This window comes from Companilactobacillus versmoldensis DSM 14857 = KCTC 3814, assembly GCF_001434295.1.
GTDB classification, from domain to species: Bacteria; Bacillota; Bacilli; order Lactobacillales; family Lactobacillaceae; genus Companilactobacillus; species Companilactobacillus versmoldensis.
Window position 1 is genome coordinate 99,090 of record NZ_AZFA01000003.1, and the last position, 19,753, is coordinate 118,842.

20 protein-coding genes are annotated in these 19,753 nt (G+C 37.1%); all 20 read right to left on the reverse strand.

What is annotated here, in order from left to right; all coding sequences use genetic code 11:
* Positions 1 to 110: 110 nt before the first annotated feature.
* Positions 111 to 2,555 (reverse strand): SF1B family DNA helicase RecD2, encoded by a 2,445-nt coding sequence (gene recD2, locus FC27_RS02870; protein ID WP_235807879.1) that lies wholly within the window; start codon positions 2,553 to 2,555, stop codon positions 111 to 113.
* Complete coding sequence (locus FC27_RS02875) at positions 2,536 to 3,180, reverse strand: tetratricopeptide repeat protein (protein WP_010623851.1); 645 nt, start codon at positions 3,178 to 3,180, stop codon at positions 2,536 to 2,538. Before FC27_RS02875 ends, recD2 begins: the two co-directional genes overlap by 20 nt.
* Before the next feature lie 13 nt (positions 3,181 to 3,193).
* On the reverse strand, positions 3,194 to 3,844 hold the full coding sequence (locus FC27_RS02880) for a histidine phosphatase family protein (protein ID WP_010623852.1): 651 nt from the start codon (positions 3,842 to 3,844) through the stop codon (positions 3,194 to 3,196).
* A gap of 147 nt (positions 3,845 to 3,991) precedes the next feature.
* Positions 3,992 to 5,110, reverse strand: a complete 1,119-nt coding sequence (gene mnmA, locus FC27_RS02885) for a tRNA 2-thiouridine(34) synthase MnmA (protein WP_010623853.1) — start codon at positions 5,108 to 5,110, stop codon at positions 3,992 to 3,994.
* 11 nt (positions 5,111 to 5,121) lie between these two features.
* On the reverse strand, positions 5,122 to 5,460 hold the full coding sequence (locus tag FC27_RS02890) for a hypothetical protein (RefSeq protein WP_010623854.1): 339 nt from the start codon (positions 5,458 to 5,460) through the stop codon (positions 5,122 to 5,124).
* Between the two features lie 53 nt (positions 5,461 to 5,513).
* A complete protein-coding gene (locus tag FC27_RS02895; RefSeq protein WP_010623855.1) occupies positions 5,514 to 6,662 on the reverse strand; it encodes a cysteine desulfurase family protein in 1,149 nt (382 codons plus the stop codon).
* A 21-nt stretch (positions 6,663 to 6,683) separates the two neighbouring features.
* Positions 6,684 to 7,373, reverse strand: a complete 690-nt coding sequence (locus FC27_RS02900) for a 5'-methylthioadenosine/adenosylhomocysteine nucleosidase (protein ID WP_010623856.1) — start codon at positions 7,371 to 7,373, stop codon at positions 6,684 to 6,686.
* Positions 7,374 to 7,386: 13 nt separating this feature from the next.
* Entirely contained in the window at positions 7,387 to 7,593 is a 207-nt protein-coding gene (locus tag FC27_RS02905; RefSeq protein ID WP_156402500.1) for a hypothetical protein, read from the reverse strand.
* An 88-nt stretch (positions 7,594 to 7,681) separates the two neighbouring features.
* A complete protein-coding gene (locus FC27_RS02910) occupies positions 7,682 to 8,248 on the reverse strand; it encodes an NUDIX hydrolase (protein ID WP_010623858.1) in 567 nt (188 codons plus the stop codon).
* Positions 8,249 to 8,396: 148 nt separating this feature from the next.
* Complete coding sequence (locus FC27_RS02915) at positions 8,397 to 8,609, reverse strand: cold-shock protein (protein ID WP_010623859.1); 213 nt, start codon at positions 8,607 to 8,609, stop codon at positions 8,397 to 8,399.
* Between the two features lie 9 nt (positions 8,610 to 8,618).
* Positions 8,619 to 11,399 carry an isoleucine--tRNA ligase gene (gene ileS, locus FC27_RS02920; RefSeq protein WP_010623860.1) on the reverse strand — a complete coding sequence of 927 codons (2,781 nt, stop codon included), beginning with the start codon at positions 11,397 to 11,399 and terminating at the stop codon, positions 8,619 to 8,621.
* 186 nt (positions 11,400 to 11,585) lie between these two features.
* Positions 11,586 to 12,311 (reverse strand): DivIVA domain-containing protein, encoded by a 726-nt coding sequence (locus FC27_RS02925; protein WP_010623861.1) that lies wholly within the window; start codon positions 12,309 to 12,311, stop codon positions 11,586 to 11,588.
* A gap of 14 nt (positions 12,312 to 12,325) precedes the next feature.
* Positions 12,326 to 13,126: a YlmH family RNA-binding protein gene (locus tag FC27_RS02930; RefSeq protein WP_010623862.1), complete on the reverse strand. Its 801-nt coding sequence runs from the start codon at positions 13,124 to 13,126 to the stop codon at positions 12,326 to 12,328.
* Positions 13,126 to 13,392: a YggT family protein gene (locus FC27_RS02935; protein WP_010623863.1), complete on the reverse strand. Its 267-nt coding sequence runs from the start codon at positions 13,390 to 13,392 to the stop codon at positions 13,126 to 13,128. Before FC27_RS02935 ends, FC27_RS02930 begins: the two co-directional genes overlap by 1 nt.
* 15 nt (positions 13,393 to 13,407) lie before the next feature.
* Positions 13,408 to 13,812 (reverse strand): cell division protein SepF, encoded by a 405-nt coding sequence (locus tag FC27_RS02940; RefSeq protein WP_010623864.1) that lies wholly within the window; start codon positions 13,810 to 13,812, stop codon positions 13,408 to 13,410.
* A 15-nt stretch (positions 13,813 to 13,827) separates the two neighbouring features.
* The gene (gene ftsZ, locus FC27_RS02945) at positions 13,828 to 15,078 is read right to left on the reverse strand and encodes a cell division protein FtsZ (RefSeq protein ID WP_010623865.1); all 1,251 of its coding nucleotides are present in this window, start codon (positions 15,076 to 15,078) and stop codon (positions 13,828 to 13,830) included.
* A gap of 48 nt (positions 15,079 to 15,126) precedes the next feature.
* Positions 15,127 to 16,476, reverse strand: a complete 1,350-nt coding sequence (gene ftsA / locus FC27_RS02950) for a cell division protein FtsA (RefSeq protein ID WP_010623866.1) — start codon at positions 16,474 to 16,476, stop codon at positions 15,127 to 15,129.
* 76 nt (positions 16,477 to 16,552) lie between these two features.
* Positions 16,553 to 17,254: a cell division protein FtsQ/DivIB gene (locus tag FC27_RS02955; protein WP_056938067.1), complete on the reverse strand. Its 702-nt coding sequence runs from the start codon at positions 17,252 to 17,254 to the stop codon at positions 16,553 to 16,555.
* Positions 17,255 to 17,269: 15 nt separating this feature from the next.
* On the reverse strand, positions 17,270 to 18,373 hold the full coding sequence (gene murG, locus FC27_RS02960; RefSeq protein WP_029508116.1) for an undecaprenyldiphospho-muramoylpentapeptide beta-N-acetylglucosaminyltransferase: 1,104 nt from the start codon (positions 18,371 to 18,373) through the stop codon (positions 17,270 to 17,272).
* Position 18,374: 1 nt separating this feature from the next.
* Positions 18,375 to 19,751: a UDP-N-acetylmuramoyl-L-alanine--D-glutamate ligase gene (murD, locus tag FC27_RS02965; protein ID WP_010623870.1), complete on the reverse strand. Its 1,377-nt coding sequence runs from the start codon at positions 19,749 to 19,751 to the stop codon at positions 18,375 to 18,377.
* Positions 19,752 to 19,753: the final 2 nt, after the last annotated feature.

A 19,753-nucleotide genomic window follows, 5' to 3' on the forward strand; every position in this document is an offset into this window, starting at 1 on the left:
CTTACAAAAATTAAAATTTATCTAATTCACTTAAAACTATTTTTCTATTCTTTTTAAAAAAAATTATATAAAAAAACCAACCTTATCATCATCAGGTTGGTCGATTAAATTTATTTTGATTTCATAAAGGAATGAGGAGTCACACCTTCCATCCCAATCATTGGATCAATTGAATTTGACATAATTTTGGATAGTGTTAGACGATCATCAGTTTCCTTCAAAGTATCGTCTATTTTTGTTTCATCACTAATTACTGTCTGATTAGCTTGATTTGTTGCCACTTCTTTTCCCGTTGCTGGAATCTCTTTTTTGAACACGTTAGCAAGGCGTTCCTTAAGTGTCGTATTGCGTTCACTAGATTTGTCCTTGATGGCACGTTCAAAGGCACTTCGATCACCTAGCATTACCAATGATTTCTTTGAACGAGTTATGGCGGTATATAGCAAGTTTCGACGTAGCATTCGTGATTCTTCGTTCACCAGGGGCAAGATAACGATCTCAAATTCAGAACCTTGTGCCTTATGGATCGAAGTACAATAAGCCAGAGCAATATTGGTCCAATCTTTACGGTCTAAAGTCACTTCATTGCCGTCAAAATCAATTACGATCTTATCCACCTTATCGGTATTCTCCTTTGCCAAAATGATTCCGACAATCATACCTATCTCGCCATTAAAGACATTATCTTCTGGTGAATTGACTAAATAGACAACTTTATCTTTGATGCGGTAGTGAACATTACCAATAGAAACTTCTTTCCTCTTTTGAGTCATCGGATTGACCACATTTTGAATCGTTTGATTCAAGTTATCGATTCCTGCCGTACCTCGGTACATTGGTGCTAAAATTTGCACATCAGCAATATTATACTTTTTGATCAAAGATTTCTGAATTATTTGTGAAATAACATCTGGGACATTCCGACTGGACGAACTAAAAAAGCTTCGATCGGCCTGATTTTGAAAAACCTCTTCTTTGACGATTCCTTCATTGATATCATGTGCTAACTGAATAATAGTCGAATTATCATCCACTCGGTGAATATCAGTCAGAATAGTACTCGAAAAGACTCCACTCGAAATCATATCTGCAAAAATTTGGCCTGGTCCAACAGATGGCAATTGGTCCCTATCACCAACTAGAACTACCTGTGTCCCCGGTTGAACTGCCGAAATCAAAATTTTGAACAAGCGTGTATCGACCATCGACATCTCATCAATAATCAATAATTTACAATCCAAAGTAGGTTCAGCGTATTCGTCATCAGCCGTCCCTGTCAGACCTAACAAACGATGAATCGTCATCGCTGGCAAGCCAGTTGTCTCCCCCATATGTTTAGCAGCTCGACCAGTTGGTGCGGCTAACGCAATCGCATAATCTTCTGAAGAGGGATCAAGTGTGGCATTGTTCAATTCACTGTACATCGCCACGATCCCATTAATGATAGTCGTTTTACCAGTTCCAGGACCACCTGTCAGGAGGAAAACAGGATTGCTTAAAGCTTGCTTGATAGCTTTTTGTTGTGAATCATCATACTCAACCTTAAATTGTGTTTGAACTTGTTTCAAATACTTCGAATAATCACGGTCTTTCCACTCAATACCCTTAAAAGATCCATTGATCATTTTCAAGGCTGATGCGATTGACCATTCACTATCATAAATATTTTTATCATAGACTTTACCATTTTCAACGATGACTGAACCATCGTTGACTAGCTCTTTCAAACAATCAACGATTTTTTCTGGAAGATCATTCCCGGTGTTACGTGAACTCAACGTTTGAACTGATTTTCTCAATAACTGTTCCTGTTCGACATATGAATCTCCAGATTCATTGACTGCATTGGTAACAATCTGAACCAATGCTCCTTTTATCCGCCGAGGGTCATCTTCTGCGATCCCTAATTGACGAGCTAATTCATCGGCTCGTTTAAAACCAATGCCGCGAATCTCTAAAACTAATTTGTAAGGATCCTCAGTGATCTTGTCGAGAGTTTGTGGACCATACTTTTGATAGATCCGGGCTGCTAAGACGCTTCCAAAACCATAGTTGTTCAGTTGAAACAAAGCTTGTTCTGCCTGGTTGCTGTTGCTTATCTGATCAACGACTTTTTGGGTCTTTTCTTTGCCTAATTTCAAAAAATCGAGTGCCGTTGGGTCATGCATGATTTTATCAATGGCATTATTTCCCAATTTATCAACAATTTTTTCAGCTGTCTTTTTACCTACTCCAGGAAATTCTTCACCGGAGAAAAAACTAACTAATTCTTTACGGCCACTTGGACGACTATGATGATAAGTTTCTGCTTGGAATTGCTTACCGTATTTAGGATGGTCAACTAAATGTCCGACAAATTTATATTCTTCTTCTTCCTCAATTTGACCAAAGCTTCCGGTAATAACAATATCCGAGGCATCCCAGTCAGTATTTGTTTTCTTGATCTTGATCGTAAAAATCTTGAACAGGTTTTCGGGATTCTCAAAGAAAATTGCTTTAACGGTACCGACAAAATATTGTTGTTGATCATCAGTCTCAGTCATTTTTTTCTCCATTCTCCTGTAAGTACTTTTGCAGATCTGCTAATTTCTTTTCATGTTCAAGATAGTACTTTTCATCAAGTTGTCGGGCTTTGTTTAAATATTCTTGATATGGTTTTTCTAAATTCATTGAACAAATGCCGATATTAAAATAATACTTGGCCTTAGGTTTTATTTGGATGGCTTTTTGATAGATTCCGATAGCTGAATCAAAATTACCATTAGCCATCAAAAGGTCGGCCAACAATTCAGACGAATCAACATCTTGAGGGTTCTTCTCTGAAGCTGTCAGTGCAAAAGCAATCGCAATTGAAGTCTTACCTTGTTCATTAAGAGTTTTAGCCTTCATAAAATAAGCTTCAAATCCGAAATCTTTCTTAATCAATTGATCAAAAATATCGTCAGCTTTATCATATTTTCCGGCTGTATAATAAACATTCCCTAGGTTATAGATCAACTGAGGATTTTTAGGAAAGATCGTCAAAGATCTGAGTAACAATTCTTCAGCCTGTTCAACATCTCCAACCGACACTAGTTCAGTTGACAATTCTAACGTCACATCAAGTTGGTGATTATCTTTATCCAATTTTTTTACTAACTCATGAATGTGACGCTTTTTTGCTTCTTGTTCCTTATTCATTTAACTACCTCAATTAAATCGTATCTGTACTTTCAAGTTTCTTATTTAAGTATTTGGTTTCATTCCATTTAACTAATTCATAATGACCATTATCATATTTGATATGCGTCAAACTGGTATTCGATAAACCACCATTTTTTCTCAGGTCAGCGATCTTGGTGCCTAACAATGCTTGAATCATCGCTACTAATGCAGCTCCATGACTGACAAATAAAATAGTAGCATCTGAATCTGTCTGAGCTACTATTTCATTAATAGCATCATTGGAACGTTTGATGACCGACTCAAATGATTCACCTTGAATTTTTTTGGCATCATACTCAGCTGGTGCATATCGAAAAGCATGGATCACATCGGGAATCTTTTTTTCTAGATCAACGAATTTTTGACCTTCCATCGTTCCTAAATCAAATTCCATTAAACCATCAACAACTGTCAGGGGAATTGATTTACCAAGATCTTTGATCAGAATCTCAGCGGTTTTTTTGGCACGTAAAATTGGACTTGTATAGGCGTGTTGAATGGGTACATTTTTTAATCTTTTGGCTAACAAACTAATATCATGAATACTTTCTGGCAAGAGTGGTGAGTCACCGTGACTTCCTTGATATTTTCCCTCTAAATTCCACTCTGTCTTACCATGTCTTACAAAATAAAGCTCCATACAAACTTACCTCTCAAAGTCATTAATACTACAATTATGGAGATTTTTAGAATTTTTTTCAAGTTTGAGGATAAAAAAACAGCCACTATTCTTAAAATTGAATAGTGACTGAAAAATTTTGCTAGTAAAATTTTGAAATATGTTGAATTAAATGTATTGTAACTTCTTAGCCTTCATGTATGCAGCATCGATAGTTGCTCCACCTAAGCACTCTTCACCGTCGTAGAAGACTACTTCTTGTCCAGGTGTGATTGCTCTAACTGGTGTATCAAAATCAACTGCAACAGCTCCATTGTCCTTAACATGGACAGTTACGCCGACATCTTGTTGACGATATCTGAACTTAGCTGTGGCATGGAACTCGTCACCATAGTCTAAGCCTGTGATGAATGAAAGATCCGTTGCCTCCAAATGGTCAGCATACAATCTAGGATTCTCAAATCCTTGGTCGACATAAAGAATGTTCTTAGACATGTCCTTACCAACAACGAACCATGGCTCGTTTGACTTACCATTTCCACCGATACCAAGACCTGATCTTTGACCGATAGTATAGTACATAAGTCCCATATGTTGACCCTTTACCTCACCGTCAGGTGTCATCATTGTGCCACCTTGAGCAGGCAAGAACTCACCCAAGAACTTACGAAAGTTTCTCTCACCAATGAAACATACACCAGTTGAGTCCTTCTTCTTAGCAGTAGCTAAGTCATACTCCTCAGCAATACGACGTACCTCTGACTTTTGCATACCACCGATTGGGAACAAAGCCTTTTGTAGTTGATCTTGCTGTACAGTACTCAAGAAATATGTTTGATCCTTGTTAGCATCGCCACCACGTAATAAATGAACTACGCCATTATCATCACGGAATGATTGTGCGTAATGACCCATAGCGATGTAATCAGCATTTAACTGGTTAGCATAGTCTAAGAATGCCTTGAATTTAACTTCCTTATTGCACATAACGTCTGGGTTTGGAGTTCTACCCTTACGATACTCTGCTAAGAAATATTGGAACACACGATCCCAGTACTCCTTCTCAAAGTTTACGGAATAATAAGGAATTCCGATTTTATTTGCTACCTTGGCAACATCTTCGTAGTCTTCTGTGGCAGTACATACTCCTGAATCATCAGAGTCGTCCCAGTTCTTCATGAAGACACCGATTACCTCATAACCTTGTTGTTTCAACAAAAGAGCACTGACAGAAGAATCAACTCCTCCACTCATTCCAACAACTACGCGCTTTTTTGCATTATCCATAATTTACCCTCTTATTTCTTGATCACAATGTTCTTTTCTTGCAAAAAGTTCATCATGAACTTGTAATCGTCGATTTCCGACTTTGTATCTTTTCCTTTATAAATATTTAAGTTGTGCAAACCACTTTTATCTGTGATCGCCATTTTTAGATGGGAGAAACCCTCTGAAATTGTGATTTTTAATAAATATCTTGCATCATATGGTGAAGTGCCAGAAATAGGCCGTTGTAATTTAAAATGGTCGTTTCTACCTTCAACAAAACCTGCATCTAATAGTGAATATTTTTTGACATCTGGATTGATTTCATAAATATCGTTATCGCCTAATACTTGAGCTTGATTTTTTTCCATAATAGAATCCCCTTAATTATTAAATTCTCAATAATTAGTTTGGTCATCTTTTATTAATTAGTCAAGTCTGAAACAATTTCTATTAATTTTTTACTAAAAGTATCGATTTCATCCATCGTATTATCTTTACCAAAGCTGATCCGAATTGAATCTTGAATTTTGGGACTGTCAGCCCCAAACATGGCCACTAAGACATGTGAAGGTTCAAGACTTCCAGCCGTACATGCGGATCCACCTGAAACTGCGAAACCTTCAAGATCTAAACGAGTTAGTAAAACTCCGCGATCAACTCCTGGCAAATATAAGTTTAAAACATGGTTTAATGCTTTGGGGCCCTTAGGTCCATTTACTTCATATTTAATGTGTTGATCGGATAAATGTTTTTCGATCCGTTGTTTGAAACTATAATAACTTTCACGACGACGTTTCTTTTCAGCTTCATCAGCTAATTTAACAGCTTGAGCAAACCCTGCGATTGCTGGAACATTTTCAGTTCCAGCACGACGTTTAGTTTCTTGGTCTCCACCTTTAATGAATGATGGGATATGAATGTCCTCATTTTCATAAAGGAAACCAATAAATTTAGGTCCGTTCAATTTGTGAGCAGAAGTCGACATCAAATCAATATGAGTAGCCTTCACGTCGATCTCTTCAGTTCCAAAAGCTTGAACTGCATCGGTATGAAAGTATGCTTGATGATCTTGTAAAAGTTCACCGATTTCAGAAATGGGATTTACTGCTCCGACTTCATTATTTCCATACATGATGGAAACTAAGATCGTATCATCGGTTAAAGCGTCTGCAACTTGTTTAGCTGAAATTTCACCATTTTCATTTGGTTTCAAGTAAGTAACATCAAATCCAATCGATTCTAAATAAGCCATTGGTTTCAATACTGCTTCATGTTCAGTTGCATCAGTGATAATGTGTTTTCCTTTATCCTTTCGAGACAAGGCAGTTGAAATAATTGCCGTATTATCACTTTCAGTACCACCACTAGTGAAAATAATTTCAGAGTCTTTACAATTAATGCTTTGAGCAATTGTGTGACGACTTTCATCCAATATTTTTCTCGCTTGGCGTCCGTAAAAGTTAGTGGCTGAAGCATTACCAAAATTATTTTTCATTTGGTCATACATCACGTCAGAAACTTCAGGAGCCATTGGCGTAGTGGCAGCATTATCTAGGTACGTATACCCCACTTTAAAAATCCCCTTCTTGTTCTATTCCTGATCTAAAAAACTTAATAGCATTTGAACTGACTTTTTACCGGCTTCAACTACGAAATCATCGAAGTTAACACTGGCATTTTCGTCACCAACATCGCTCATTGCACGAATAACTACAAATGGAGTCTGGAATTGCGTACATACTTGAGCAACCGCAGCACCTTCCATTTCAGAAGCTAAAGCGTCTGGAAAGGCTTTTTTAATTGTAGCAATTTTTGCTTTATCGTCAATAAATTGGTCTCCAGATACGATCAAGCCTTTATGATAAGTCAGGTTGGTTTTATCGGCTGCAATTTCAATTTGATTAATATAGAAAGGATCTGCATCAAAATAAAGAGGACTACCTGGTAATTGTCCCATAGCATAACCAGATTCAGTTACATCAACGTCGTGATAAGCTAATTTATCAGAGATAACGATATCGCCAATTTTTAAGCCTTCACCAATACCACCGGCTGAACCAGTATTAACGATAAAATCCGGTTGATATTTTTCATTTAAAATAGTAGCTGTCATCCCAGCTTGAACTTTACCGATACCACTTTGGGCTAAAATCACTTGATGATCAACATAACCACCTTGAGTAAATTCAACACCGGCAATAGTTTCCGATTTAACAGCATCCATACTATCCTTAAATAATTTGATTTCTTCTTCCATTGGTACGATTACGCCAATTTTCATTTGTTACAGCTCCCTATATAAAAAATAAAATTAAAAATACAATAATAATTAAGCCGAATACTGTAATAATCGCAATATTTAGCTTTTTTTTCAACTTATTTGTCTTATGTTCAAAAGATAATTCTTTTTCTTGCTTAATTTGATCAGGATGTTGCTGACGATAACGTTCTTCAACTTCCCGACGTTGTTGATCATTGATTTGTTCCTGTTGTCGTTGCACGTCATTCTCCGATACGACCGAATTTAGCGGTGAATCCTCAGCTGACCTATTTTTTGACTTAAAAAGATTTTTGAAACTTGCAAACATGTTATTCACCCTTAGCTTGAAGTAATTTCCAGTACGTTACCGCAAAAATCGTTTTTCCATCGCAGATCGAACCATCTTCAACAGCTTTTTCAGCCTCAGCCAAAGTCAATTTTTCAACATTCAAAAACTCATCATTGTCTAATGGCCGTTTATTCTCAACTGGCTTAAGATCCTTAGCCAAATAAATGGTGATCTTTTCATTTGAATAACCAGGACTAGCAAAAAAGGCTGTTGCCTGATCGAGTTTGTCAGTTGTTAATCCTAATTCTTCGTTCATTTCTCGTAGGGCAACTTCTTTTAAATCGTCCCCTTCATCTGGATCTATCTTGCCAGCAGGTATTTCCAAAGTCTCCTGTCCCAATGGTGCTCGCCACTGACGGACAAAAATCATTTTGTCATCGACTAAAGGAATAATTCCCACGGCTCCATGATGTTGAACGATTTCTCTAATTGCTGGAATACCATTTGGTAAAACAACTTGTTCGACATCGACGTTAAAAATTTTTCCGCCAAACATCCTTCTTGAAGCTACAACTTCTTCATAATATTTAGAGTCTTCTTTACGCATCGTAGCACCCCTTTGATTAGAAAATTCCAATGCTCATTTAATTGTAACATGATGAATAGAATAACATATTCAACCATCAAAAAAACACAAAAAAAAGACACCTCAATCATAAAACCAATTTTACTGATTGAAATGTCTAATAGTTTAATTATTCAGCTTCTGATTCCTTGATGGTAATATTGACTGCTTGAGGTCCCTTATACCCTGGGGCAACTTCAAAATCAGCCTCTAAGCCTTCTTGGATATAGAAATCTTCCCGATTCAAAATCGAATCGGCAAAGAAGAAAATATCGCTGTCACCATTATTGATGAAACCAAAACCACGTTGTTTATTGAAGCGGACTATTTTTCCTGTAAACATAAGTTTGACCTATCCTTCAAAACCTTCATTAATTGCTTCTGGATATTCCTCAGTCACAATTTTAGCACATCTAGCACAGAAATCAGGGAAATTAGGATCAGAACCTACATCTGTCTTAGTCATCCGACATCTTGAACAAACTTTTCCTTCAGCCTTTTCGACCAAGACTGCTTCATTCTCATACTTATCAGCATTTTCTGGTGCTGTTTCATCACTAATTTCAAATTGAGAAACAATCAATAATTGACCAAGGTTACTGTCAATACTGTTCAAAGTTTCTTTCAATTCATCATTTGGATAAACTGTGACTTTAGCTTCTAATGATTTACCGATCAGCTTGTTATCACGAGCAACTTCCAATGATTTCAAGACGTTGTCACGGAAGTCCATGAATTTGCCCCATGTTGCTTTGATATGTTCAAAATCATCTTCAATTTTGACCTCAGGCATGTCTGTTAATTGAATATATTCTTCAGGTTCTTTCAAATATTCAAATACTTGTTCCATTGTATGTGGCAAGATTGGTGTCAACAATTTACTAATAGCAACTGCTGCATCATAGATAACAGTTTGCATTGAACGACGTGAATGTGAATCTTCAGCGTCAATGTAAACGACATCCTTAGCAAAATCTAAATAGAAGGTGGACATCTCATTCGTCAAGAACTTCAGAACTGACTTATTGACATTAGCAAAATCATACTTGTCATAATCAGCTTTCACATTAGTGATCAATTCATTGAGTTTCATGACGATATACTTATCTTCTGGACGTAAATCATTATAGACTACTCTATTGTCTTTTGGATCAAAGTCAGTTGTGTTGGCCAACATGAATCTAATAGTATTTCTGATTTTGCGATAAGCTTCAGATGTTTGCTTGAATGAGTCGACTGACACCGAAACATCAGAACTTGAATTAACTGATGCGACCCACAGACGGATGATCTCAGCACCAAATTGCTTTTCAATATCGCTTGGAGCAATAACGTTACCAAGTGATTTACTCATCTTGACACCATTCTTATCCAAGGTGAATCCTTGTGATAAGACAGCTTTATAAGGTGTTACACCAAAAGCAGCAACTGATGTCAAAAGCATTGAATTGAACCAACCACGATATTGGTCGGAACCTTCGAGCACTAGGTCAGCTGGGAATGTCAAGTTATCTCTTAACTTGGCAACGCCAGCATGAGCTGTCCCAGAATCAAACCAAACATCCATGATATCTGTTTCTTTAGTAAACTCACCATTTGGACTATTGGGATTTGTATATCCTTCTGGTAATAAGTCTTTGGCTTCTTTTTGGAACCAAATGTCTGATCCATATTTTCCAAAGAGGTCGGCTACGTGATCGATGATCTCTTTGGTCATGATTGGTTCGCCATTTTCAGCATAGAAAATTGGCAGTGGAACACCCCATGCACGTTGTCTTGAAATAACCCAATCACCACGATCACGGACCATGTTATAAAGACGTTTCTTACCCCATTCAGGAATAAAGTCAACGTTTTCCAATTGGTCGAGAACTTGTTGTCTGAAGCCATCGATTGAAGCGAACCATTGTGGTGTTGCACGGAAGATAACTGGCTTCTTTGTCCGCCAGTCATGTGGATAACTGTGGGTGAAGAAGTTTAACTTGAGCAAGGAACCATTTTCTTTCATCCGATCAGTGATCATCTTGTTAGCTTTATCATAGAAAACACCCTTATATTCAGGAATTTCGTCTGTAAAGCAACCATGAGCATCGATTGGTGAGAAGATTGGTAACTTATACTTCATACCAACAACAAAGTCATCAGCACCAAATCCGGGGGCTGTATGAACTAATCCAGTACCATCATCCAAAGTAACGTGGTTACCTAAGATAAGTAGTGAGGCTTGGTCATAAAGTGGATGTGTGGCTGTCAATCCTTCAAGATCGGTACCTTTGAATTCTTTAAGGATCTCAACATTTTCCCAACCTAAAGTTTCTTTCAAGAAACTGATCCGGTCTTCAGCTACAACATATTTTTTACCATCGGCATTGATTTGAACATAATCGAATTTTGGATTTACACAGATAGCTTCGTTAGAAGGGATTGTCCATGGTGTAGTTGTCCAAATAATGAATGAAGTATCATTATCCAATAGATCTTTACCATCGCGTACCTTAAAGGCAACGAAAATCGATGGTGACTTGATATCTTTATATTCAATTTCAGCTTCAGCCAAAGTTGATTCTGAAGATGGTGACCAATAAACAGGTTTTTTACCACGATAAATGTAGCCCTTGTCGACCATTTCCCCGAATACTTTAACTTCTTCTTTTTCAAATTCTGGTTGATAGGTAATGTAAGGATTATCCCAGTCTGCTGAAACACCTAAACGTTTGAAGCCATCCATTTGCTTCTTGATTTCTTTTTCAGCAAATTTTTGGCACATTTTACGGTATTCAGACATACCGATTTCCTTACGCTTAACACCCTTTTTAGCTAATTGTTGTTCAATTGGCAAACCATGAGTATCCCAACCAGGAACGTATGGTGATCTAAAACCATTCATTGATTTATAACGAACGATGATATCCTTTGAGATCTTGTTTAAAGCATGTCCCATGTGGATATCACCATTGGCAAATGGTGGTCCATCTAATAATTCGAAAGTTGGTTTACCCTCATTTAATTTTTGACGCTTTTCGTATACTTTATTGTCGAGCCAATCTTTTTCCCATTCGGATTCTTTATTGGGAAGATTACCACGCATAGGAAATTTTGTTTTTCCTAAATTCAATGTGTCTTTTACTCGCATTGTTCTACTCCCTTTTTTAGAATAAAAAAAGAATCCATCCAAACTAGGACGAATTCTCGCTGTACCACCTATTGGTATAATTACTAAACTAATTTAGAAAAGTTGATATCCGCGTTTACTTAATTTACTGATCTCACACTGTCATCAGCTCGCTGGAAATGTTTTAAACTTGGAGTGGTCTTTTCTTTATTTTTCCTCATCAGAATCAAAATTGAACGTTGGACCATTCTGGTCATTATTGATCGTATAAGAATCTGATGTCTTTTCATCTGGAATGTTATCATTATAATCCACTTGCTCTGGATTTGAAACACCTTGAACAGAATTCTCTGAATCAGACTCTGAACTAGCAACTTGTCCATCATCAGCCTGAGAATCAGCCATGCCAATACGTTGCTTCAAATCTTGAGTAGAAGTCTGTTCAAGCATCTTATTCCACTCAGGACTTTCAACATAGTCCATTTGTTGTTGCAACATTTTTTGAACCGTAGCTCTAAAGGCACTAGTCTTTCCTTTCAGATCATCAGTCTGGATCGTTACTTGACGAGCCTTATCTGATGCATCCTCAAGAATTTGGTTGGATTTTTCAGTTGATTGATCTAATAATTCTCTGGCTTTAGTTTGAGCCTCTTCGGAAATAACTTGAGCTTCCTTTTCAGCATTCGATTTGACTTTATCAGCAGCATCTTGAGCCACCAAGATAGATTGATTCAAGGCATCTTTCATATCAGTAAAATACTTCAATTGAGATTGAGTTTGTTTCAACTCTTTTTGTAATTGCGTATTTTGTTGTAGTGCCAAATCATAATCGTTGACGACCTGATCCAAAAAATTATCAACTTCTTCACGATCATAACCACGGAATTTACGATCAAATTCTTTATTATGAATTTCAACTGGTGATAATACCATCCAACAAACCTCCGTTATTTTCTAATTATGTTCACGAACAAAATATATTTATTGTTACGAGATTTACCCATAATATTTCTAACTAAAATCCGGCCATAGCCTCTAACACTAATAGTATCATACAGTGTTACAAAGGAGCTGGCATTTCTTTGTGGAACCCAGTTCAACTGAACACGGCCGTGTTCAACCAGAGCTTTTGATTGTGTCCTAGACATCCCGTACACTTCAGCAATCAAGGTATCGATCCGTAAAGATTGGACGTTGATAGTTTCATCTTCCGAATCATCGATTGGCATCAAAAGATCATTTTGAATATCCTTTTTAATCAAATGAATCTTGAATGGTCCAATTTTATCGACCTGTTCCTCAAGATAATTACTTATGTTGTCAAAAGCAAAAAATTGCCATCTTTTTCCATCAGTAATGATATCGCCGAAGTGATCACGGTCAATACCTGCTCCAGTCAAAGAACCAAGTATTTGTCCATGATGAAGATTTGCAAATTTTTCTGGGTAACGCACCTCAAACAATTGTTCATGAAAATCTTCCTGTTGGGGTACAAAATAATCAGGAGCAATCATGCCCCTGACTCTTTCTGCACCTTCATATCCACCATAGTAGTGAACAAAAAGATCATCATATTTATTAACCAAATTATCTAAAATGGTTCTTTGTCGTTGATTCAAAAAATCAGTCAACTGTGGAATGTACATCGACTGCGTTCGAAGTAACAGATCACCAATCTTATCGATAAAAGGTTTTTCTTCAGGGCGAAAGTATCCACCACTTAAACTAACCTTTTCTTTATCACTCATCAGATTATAATAAAAATCACTTTCTCTAAGACTTGAACTAAGACCAAGGCAATAATCGGTGCAAAATCAATCATACCGATTCGAGTTGGAATTATCCGAGAAATCAAATTTAAAAATGGTTCCACTGTCGATGCAATAAATCTACCAAAGGCAGAATTATACAAGGCAGGTATAAAAGTTAATAAACAATATATCACGATCAACATTTCATAGACCGTAAAAAATAATGAAATGATACTAGGTAATCCGGTCATCACTCGATCCATTCAATGTTTCCTCCATTATTCACCTATATCAGGGATACTGCCATCTATTGAAAACTTAGGTGGCGTGCAAAGAAAAATCTTATCTCCAACACGTTTGATTTCGCCATTTAAAGCAAAAACAGTTCCTGATAAGAAATCAACGATCCTCTTTGCTTGTTCGTCATTAATATTATTAAAGTTAACGATGACAGCTTTACTATTTAATAATTGTTTTGCAACAATTTTAGCATCAGCATAAACTCGTGGCTGATAAATAGCAATCTTACTATTACCACTTTTAGCAGTGCTACCTGAATCAATTGAGACTACCTTTTGGTTATTTGAGTAATCAGTTGATTTAGCCTCAGGTTGTTGTGCTTGAGTGTCATAATTTTCATCATCGCTAATACCAAAAAAACTACCTAGTTTTTCAAATGCCATAATTATAGCTCCCTATCATTTTTTTCTACGCTTAAAAATTGGTGGTGTCGAATCATCATCATCATCACTTAAATCAATAGTTTCTGGTTTTTGGAAGATTGCAAAATCACTCTTTTGACCAGAAACATCATTGTTTGAATTATTGTCGTTACCAACTTGATCAATATCCCAGTCAGCTAATGGATCGTTACTAGGTTTTTTGTTAGGTTGTGCAGCGGCTTGGTTATTATTGTCATCTTCAGGATTAGTGAAGACAGCATTTGGATTGTTCAAATTAAGGCGACGCTTAGGTTTTTTATTTTTTGTCTCTTCACTTTCAACACCAGTAGCGATAACTGTAACTTTAACTTGATCGCCAAGTGTTTCATCAATGGAAGTACCAAAAATAATATTAACGTCTTTAGTTGCTTGGTCAGTAACTATTTGAGCAGCATCTTGAGCTTCAAATAGTGATAGGTCTGGACCACCGGTAATGTTTAGCAAGACTTGTTTTGCACCATCGATTGAAACTTCCAATAGTGGTGAAGAAATAGCCTTGTTAGTAGCATCAGTGATTCTGTTCTCACCATTAGCGGTACCGATACCCATTAAAGCTGATCCTTGATCGGACATAACTGTCTTAACATCAGCAAAGTCAAGGTTAACAAAACCAGGTGAAGTGATTAGATCTGAAATACTTTGAACACCTTGACGTAAAACGTCATCAGCAATACTAAATGCTTCATTCATTGGTGTCTTCTTATCAACTATCTCAAGCAACTTACTATTGGCGATGATAACTAAAGTATCAACATCTTTTTTCAATTCAGTGATACCATCAGCCGCAAAACGTGAACGCTTTGAGCCTTCAAAGGCAAACGGTCTAGTAACGACACCAACTGTCAAGGCACCACTTTCTTTAGCAATATTAGCGACGATAGGTGCAGCACCTGTACCAGTACCACCACCCATTCCGGCAGTGATAAAGATCATATCAGCACCCTCAAGTGCCTCCTTAATTGCTTCTTCACTCTCTTGAGCAGCCTTTTGTCCAATCTCAGGATTAGAACCCGCACCTAAACCACGAGTCAATTTAGGTCCTAATTGAATTTTGGTTTCAGCTTGGGAACTTTCCAAAGCTTGGACATCTGTATTAGCAGCTATGAATTGGACACCTTTGATACCAGTGTCGACCATGCGATTAACAGCGTTTCCACCAGCGCCACCAACACCAATAACTTTAATTACTGCCCCCGTATTATCATTTGAATCTAATGAATATTCCATTAAGGAGTTCCTCCTATTACCTGTCTTGAATATAGTTAACTTTATGCATTAATCAAAAAACTTACTCCAGAAGTTCTTGATTTTATCCATCTTTTCACCCTTTTGCGGCTTCTTCTTTGGCGAAGACTGCTGCTTTGATGATTGTTTTGGTGATGGTTCAGTTTCTGGTTCTTGTTCAGGATAAACTTTTGGTTGAACATTTGGTCTTGAAGCTGAGTCTAATTGATTAATTGCAGCACCGTTGACTACATTGTCAGCAATAATTCCAATATCATTCAAATTTGATGCATATGTTACTAAGCCTAAACCTAAGGCATATGAAGGATATCTCATCCCCATTTGTGCCGGAACATAGCTTCTGACCTTTACACCAAATACTTGCTTGGCAAGCTCCTCAATCCCTGACGTAGCTGCTACACCACCAGTTAGGACTATTCCGCCTGGTAATGATAAAGCACCCGCATCATCAAGTGGTCCTTTTAACCGAGTAAAAATTTGTTGAAGTCGTGCTTCAATGATCTCGGATAAATATTCCTCAGAAATTGTTTCAGGTTCTGACTGGCCTACTACATCAACACTAATTGTATCATCAGTGTCGGCATTTGCCGAGTCAGCAGTACCATAATATATCTTTAATTGAGCTGCATTCTCAATTGTTGTGTTAAGGACGACTGAAATATCATGAGTGACATAATCGCCACCCTCAAAATCCACGGTCGATAATTTTAAATTGTGGTCGTGAACAACTGAAGCAGTCGATTGACCAGCACCCATATCAATAATCACAGCTCCAAAATCGCCTTCGCCTTCATTCAAAGATACTTGGCTCAGTGCCATTGGTGTGATTACTTTATGGACAATTTGTAAGCCGGCTTTTTGAATCGCCTTCTTAGTATTATGAACAATTGTTTTTGGTGCAGTGTAAATGATCCCCTTCATTTCCAAACGAACACCAATCATTCCCCTAGGGTCACGAATATTATTGAATCCATCAACTGAAAACTGCTTTGGAATCAATGAAACGACTTCGCGCTCACTTGGTAAATTAGAGATCATCGCTGCTGCCATTACTTGGCGAACATCATTTTCATTGATCTCTTTTGATTGTGTTCCAACGGCAATCATTCCTTGACACTTTTCAATTTGTAACATATTAGCGGATATCCCGACTACAACTTCTTTGATCGTGATATTAGCTTGTGTCTCTGCTTTTTTAACTGCTCGTTTAATCGCCCCAGCTGCTTTGTCAATATCGACAATTACGCCACGACTAACCCCTTCAGATCGCTCACTTCCGACACCGACGACACTCAAGGCCTCGTCAGATGCTTCAGCGACTACCACTTTAATAGAGTTTGTTCCGATATCTAGTCCTACAAAAAACTCTGAATTGTCCATAGACAGTGGTTGCCTCCTTAACTAATTAAAAAACCATTCATTAAAAAATTTTAACACAAAAATGAGTTTATTAAACCTATTTCTTGTTATCAAACGGATAGGAATAGGCACCAATTTCTAAATTAATGACACCTTTTTTCTTCATTTGTGAAGCAATGCTAGGATAATATTTCATTTTTTTATCAACTGTTCGGACATCCGCCACGATTTTATTACCATCATTCATATCGATCTTGATTCGATATGGATTTACCTTGGTAGAAGCATTGTGGATCTCCGAAACATTGTTTTTAACACTCTCAGGCATTTTTTTATAGATTTTAGTTATTTTCTCTAATTCCCGCTTTTTATTAAAATTGGTATAGATGGGATAATTCCCAGTATAAGATTTTAACTTATTAGTTAAAATCCTGCCATTATCGATTATCCGATAATAGTATCCATTCTTATAAATTAGACCTAAAGTTGCGTATTCCTTAACGTTAATAGTCAAATCACGCATATTTTTAGTCCGAAATGAGATTGATTTAACAGATGGTAACTTTTTGCGTGTTGCATCTGAAATCGAATTTTGACGGAAAAACACTCCCACTAATAATGAGTTATCACTAATATCAGTCGCGTTTATCACCTGTTGAGCTCCTAAATCATTAACACCTTTTACCGTGATATCTTTGACTTTACTCAGAGGCGAACCAAAATAAGCCAATGTAATTATAATAATGGCAATTATAAAAATAAGAAAACTTTTTTCATAACTCTTTCGTTTTTTTGACATCAGAATGTCCTCTTACTACGATTTATTGATCAATCCTGTCAGGACCGCGATCAACTTGTCAGAAGCGTCTGGTACACCGATCTCTTTAGATGCTTGAGACATTTTCGCCTGGACTTGCTGATCATTCATAATACTAGCAACATTATTAAAAAGTTTATCTGCTGTCAAATCAGATTCAGCAATCACCTTGGCAGCACCATTTTCAGCAACTGAATTAGCATTAACAGTCTGATGATCATGAGTCACATAAGGACTGGGGATAAAAATAGCTGGTAATCCCAAAGCAGTAATTTCAGCAATACTGGTTGCACCAGAACGACCAACGATCAATTTCAGATCCGGTAAAATCTCTGGCATATTGTCGATATATGGCAAGATTGCGATATTACGAGCCTGAAGATATTTATCATCAATCTGTTTGATTACACCATCATAATGAACTCGGCCGGTCACGAACATCATTTGAAAATCGGCCTTAGCAAAATCAGGCAACGCAGCAATGACTGCCTTATTGATCGGAGTTGCACCTCTGGAACCACCAAAAATTAAAACAGTTGGCTTGTTGGCATCAAGTTTAAAATCTTTCAACCGGTCATTTTTTTTAATGGCGGCAGCTTCTTGAGCCCGCGGATTTCCGGCAAAAACGATTTTTTGCTTTTCAGGAAATTGATCTTCTGCCTGTTTAAAGGCAATCACAATTTTATTCACAAAATGACCTAAAAATTTATTTGTGATACCGGCGATAGTATTTTGTTCATGAATAACAGTTGGTATTTTTAACGTATGTGCAGCATATACGACTGCGCTTGAAACGTAACCACCAGTTCCTACGACCACATCCGGTTTAAATTCTCGGATGATTTTCTTTGATTTACCGATTGATGAAAAGAACATTTGTAAAACTTTGACATTTTGCAAAGTTAATTTTCGTTTAAAACCACTGATTTTGATCGTTTTGAATGGAATATTTTCACGAGTAACGATCTTGCTTTCAAGGCCCTTTTCAGTACCCACATATAGCACGGACTCGATCATGTCGCGTTCTTGTAATCTTTTGATCAGAGCCATCGCCGGATAAATATGTCCGCCGGTGCCTCCTCCAGAAACGATAATGCGCATTTTAACCATTTTGACTCCCCTTCAGTGCATTGACTTCGTCGATAAATTGGTCTCCACGTTGCTCAAAAGTATCAAATTGATCCCAACTGGCACAAGCCGGTGACAATAGGATGACATCACCTTCAGAACTTTGTTTATAAGCTTCAGGAACAGCTTCTTTAAGATTATTAACTTGAACAATATTGCTGATCTCAGCTTTTTCGGCAGCATCAATCAACTTTTCGGCAGTTTCACCGTAAACAATAATATTATGTACACGGCCCTTCAAAGAAGGTACCAATTCATCAAAAGTATTTCCACGGTCCAAACCACCTGCAATCAACGTGATTGGTTCTTTAAAAGCATGCAAGGCAACGGTAGTAGCTTCAATATTTGTAGCTTTTGAATCATTATAAAATTTTCGGTCATTAAACTGATCAACATACTGGATACGATGTTTTACACCAGAAAATTTCGAAAGTACCTCGATGATATCTCCATCAGATACTCCAAATATCTTAGCTACATTAATAGCAGCCAAAGCATTTTGAACATTGTGTTCACCAGGTACTTTGATGTCGTCTTCGTTCATGATCAAATGACGATTGTAATAAATATTTCCTTCTTTGGCATATGCACCAAAGCCTAATTCTTGTTGATCAGAGAAAGGAATGACTTGTGCTTTCGAACGTTTTGAAAGCTTCCGCCATTCAGATTCATTCCAATTGACGACAAAGTAATCGTCAGGGGTCTGATTCTTAGTGATATGCATTTTGGCATTAATGTAATTTTCGCGCGTTTTATGAAAGTCCAAATGAGCCGAATAAATATTATTCAAAACAGCAACTTGTGGATGTAAGTCGATGGTCCCTTCTAGTTGGAAACTAGATAATTCAGTGACAACAACATCTTTAGTACTTGCTTTTTGAATCACATCTGAAATAGGAATACCGATATTACCAGCGTAATAAGCTTTGTTAAATTGTGGCGAATGATCCAACATTAATTGAATCAAAGTAGTCACAGTGGTTTTCCCATTACTACCTGTTACGGCCACCATGGTTGCATCTGAACAACTATAAGCAATTTCTGGTTCCGTAATGACCGGCACCTTGATCGATTGTGCATGTTCAATCAGCGGATTTGAATATGGGATACCAGGATTTTTAACGACATAGTCATAACTATCATCAATCAATTTAGCATCATTACTTCCAGTGATAACTTTAAAACCTTCACCAATCAATTGTTTAGCCTCATCGTTTCCCTCTAAAGGATTTGAGTCAACTACTGTTACTTCACAATTGATTTTTTTCAATAATTTAGCAACTGCGTAACCGCTTTTGGCTAAACCTAAAACTAGGATTTTCTTATTTGCATATACACTATTTTTGACCATAA

Coding starts and splice junctions, on each gene's coding strand:
- ftsA (WP_010623866.1), bottom strand. CDS start 16,476: ATGGACAATTCAGAGTTTTTTGTAGGACTAGATATCGGAACAAACTCT.
- mnmA (WP_010623853.1), bottom strand. CDS start 5,110: ATGGATAATGCAAAAAAGCGCGTAGTTGTTGGAATGAGTGGAGGAGTT.
- FC27_RS02880 (WP_010623852.1), bottom strand. CDS start 3,844: ATGGAGCTTTATTTTGTAAGACATGGTAAGACAGAGTGGAATTTAGAG.
- FC27_RS02900 (WP_010623856.1), bottom strand. CDS start 7,373: ATGAAAATTGGCGTAATCGTACCAATGGAAGAAGAAATCAAATTATTT.
- FC27_RS02875 (WP_010623851.1), bottom strand. CDS start 3,180: ATGAATAAGGAACAAGAAGCAAAAAAGCGTCACATTCATGAGTTAGTA.
- murG (WP_029508116.1), bottom strand. CDS start 18,373: ATGCGCATTATCGTTTCTGGAGGAGGCACCGGCGGACATATTTATCCG.
- FC27_RS02910 (WP_010623858.1), bottom strand. CDS start 8,248: ATGCGTAAAGAAGACTCTAAATATTATGAAGAAGTTGTAGCTTCAAGA.
- ftsZ (WP_010623865.1), bottom strand. CDS start 15,078: ATGGAATATTCATTAGATTCAAATGATAATACGGGGGCAGTAATTAAA.
- ileS (WP_010623860.1), bottom strand. CDS start 11,399: ATGCGAGTAAAAGACACATTGAATTTAGGAAAAACAAAATTTCCTATG.
- FC27_RS02915 (WP_010623859.1), bottom strand. CDS start 8,609: ATGTTTACAGGAAAAATAGTCCGCTTCAATAAACAACGTGGTTTTGGT.
- FC27_RS02930 (WP_010623862.1), bottom strand. CDS start 13,126: ATGAGTGATAAAGAAAAGGTTAGTTTAAGTGGTGGATACTTTCGCCCT.
- FC27_RS02955 (WP_056938067.1), bottom strand. CDS start 17,254: ATGTCAAAAAAACGAAAGAGTTATGAAAAAAGTTTTCTTATTTTTATA.
- recD2 (WP_235807879.1), bottom strand. CDS start 2,555: ATGGAGAAAAAAATGACTGAGACTGATGATCAACAACAATATTTTGTC.
- FC27_RS02935 (WP_010623863.1), bottom strand. CDS start 13,392: ATGGATCGAGTGATGACCGGATTACCTAGTATCATTTCATTATTTTTT.
- FC27_RS02890 (WP_010623854.1), bottom strand. CDS start 5,460: ATGGAAAAAAATCAAGCTCAAGTATTAGGCGATAACGATATTTATGAA.
- murD (WP_010623870.1), bottom strand. CDS start 19,751: ATGGTCAAAAATAGTGTATATGCAAATAAGAAAATCCTAGTTTTAGGT.
- FC27_RS02925 (WP_010623861.1), bottom strand. CDS start 12,311: ATGGTATTATCACCAGTTGAAATTCATAATAAAGAATTTGATCGTAAA.
- FC27_RS02940 (WP_010623864.1), bottom strand. CDS start 13,812: ATGGCATTTGAAAAACTAGGTAGTTTTTTTGGTATTAGCGATGATGAA.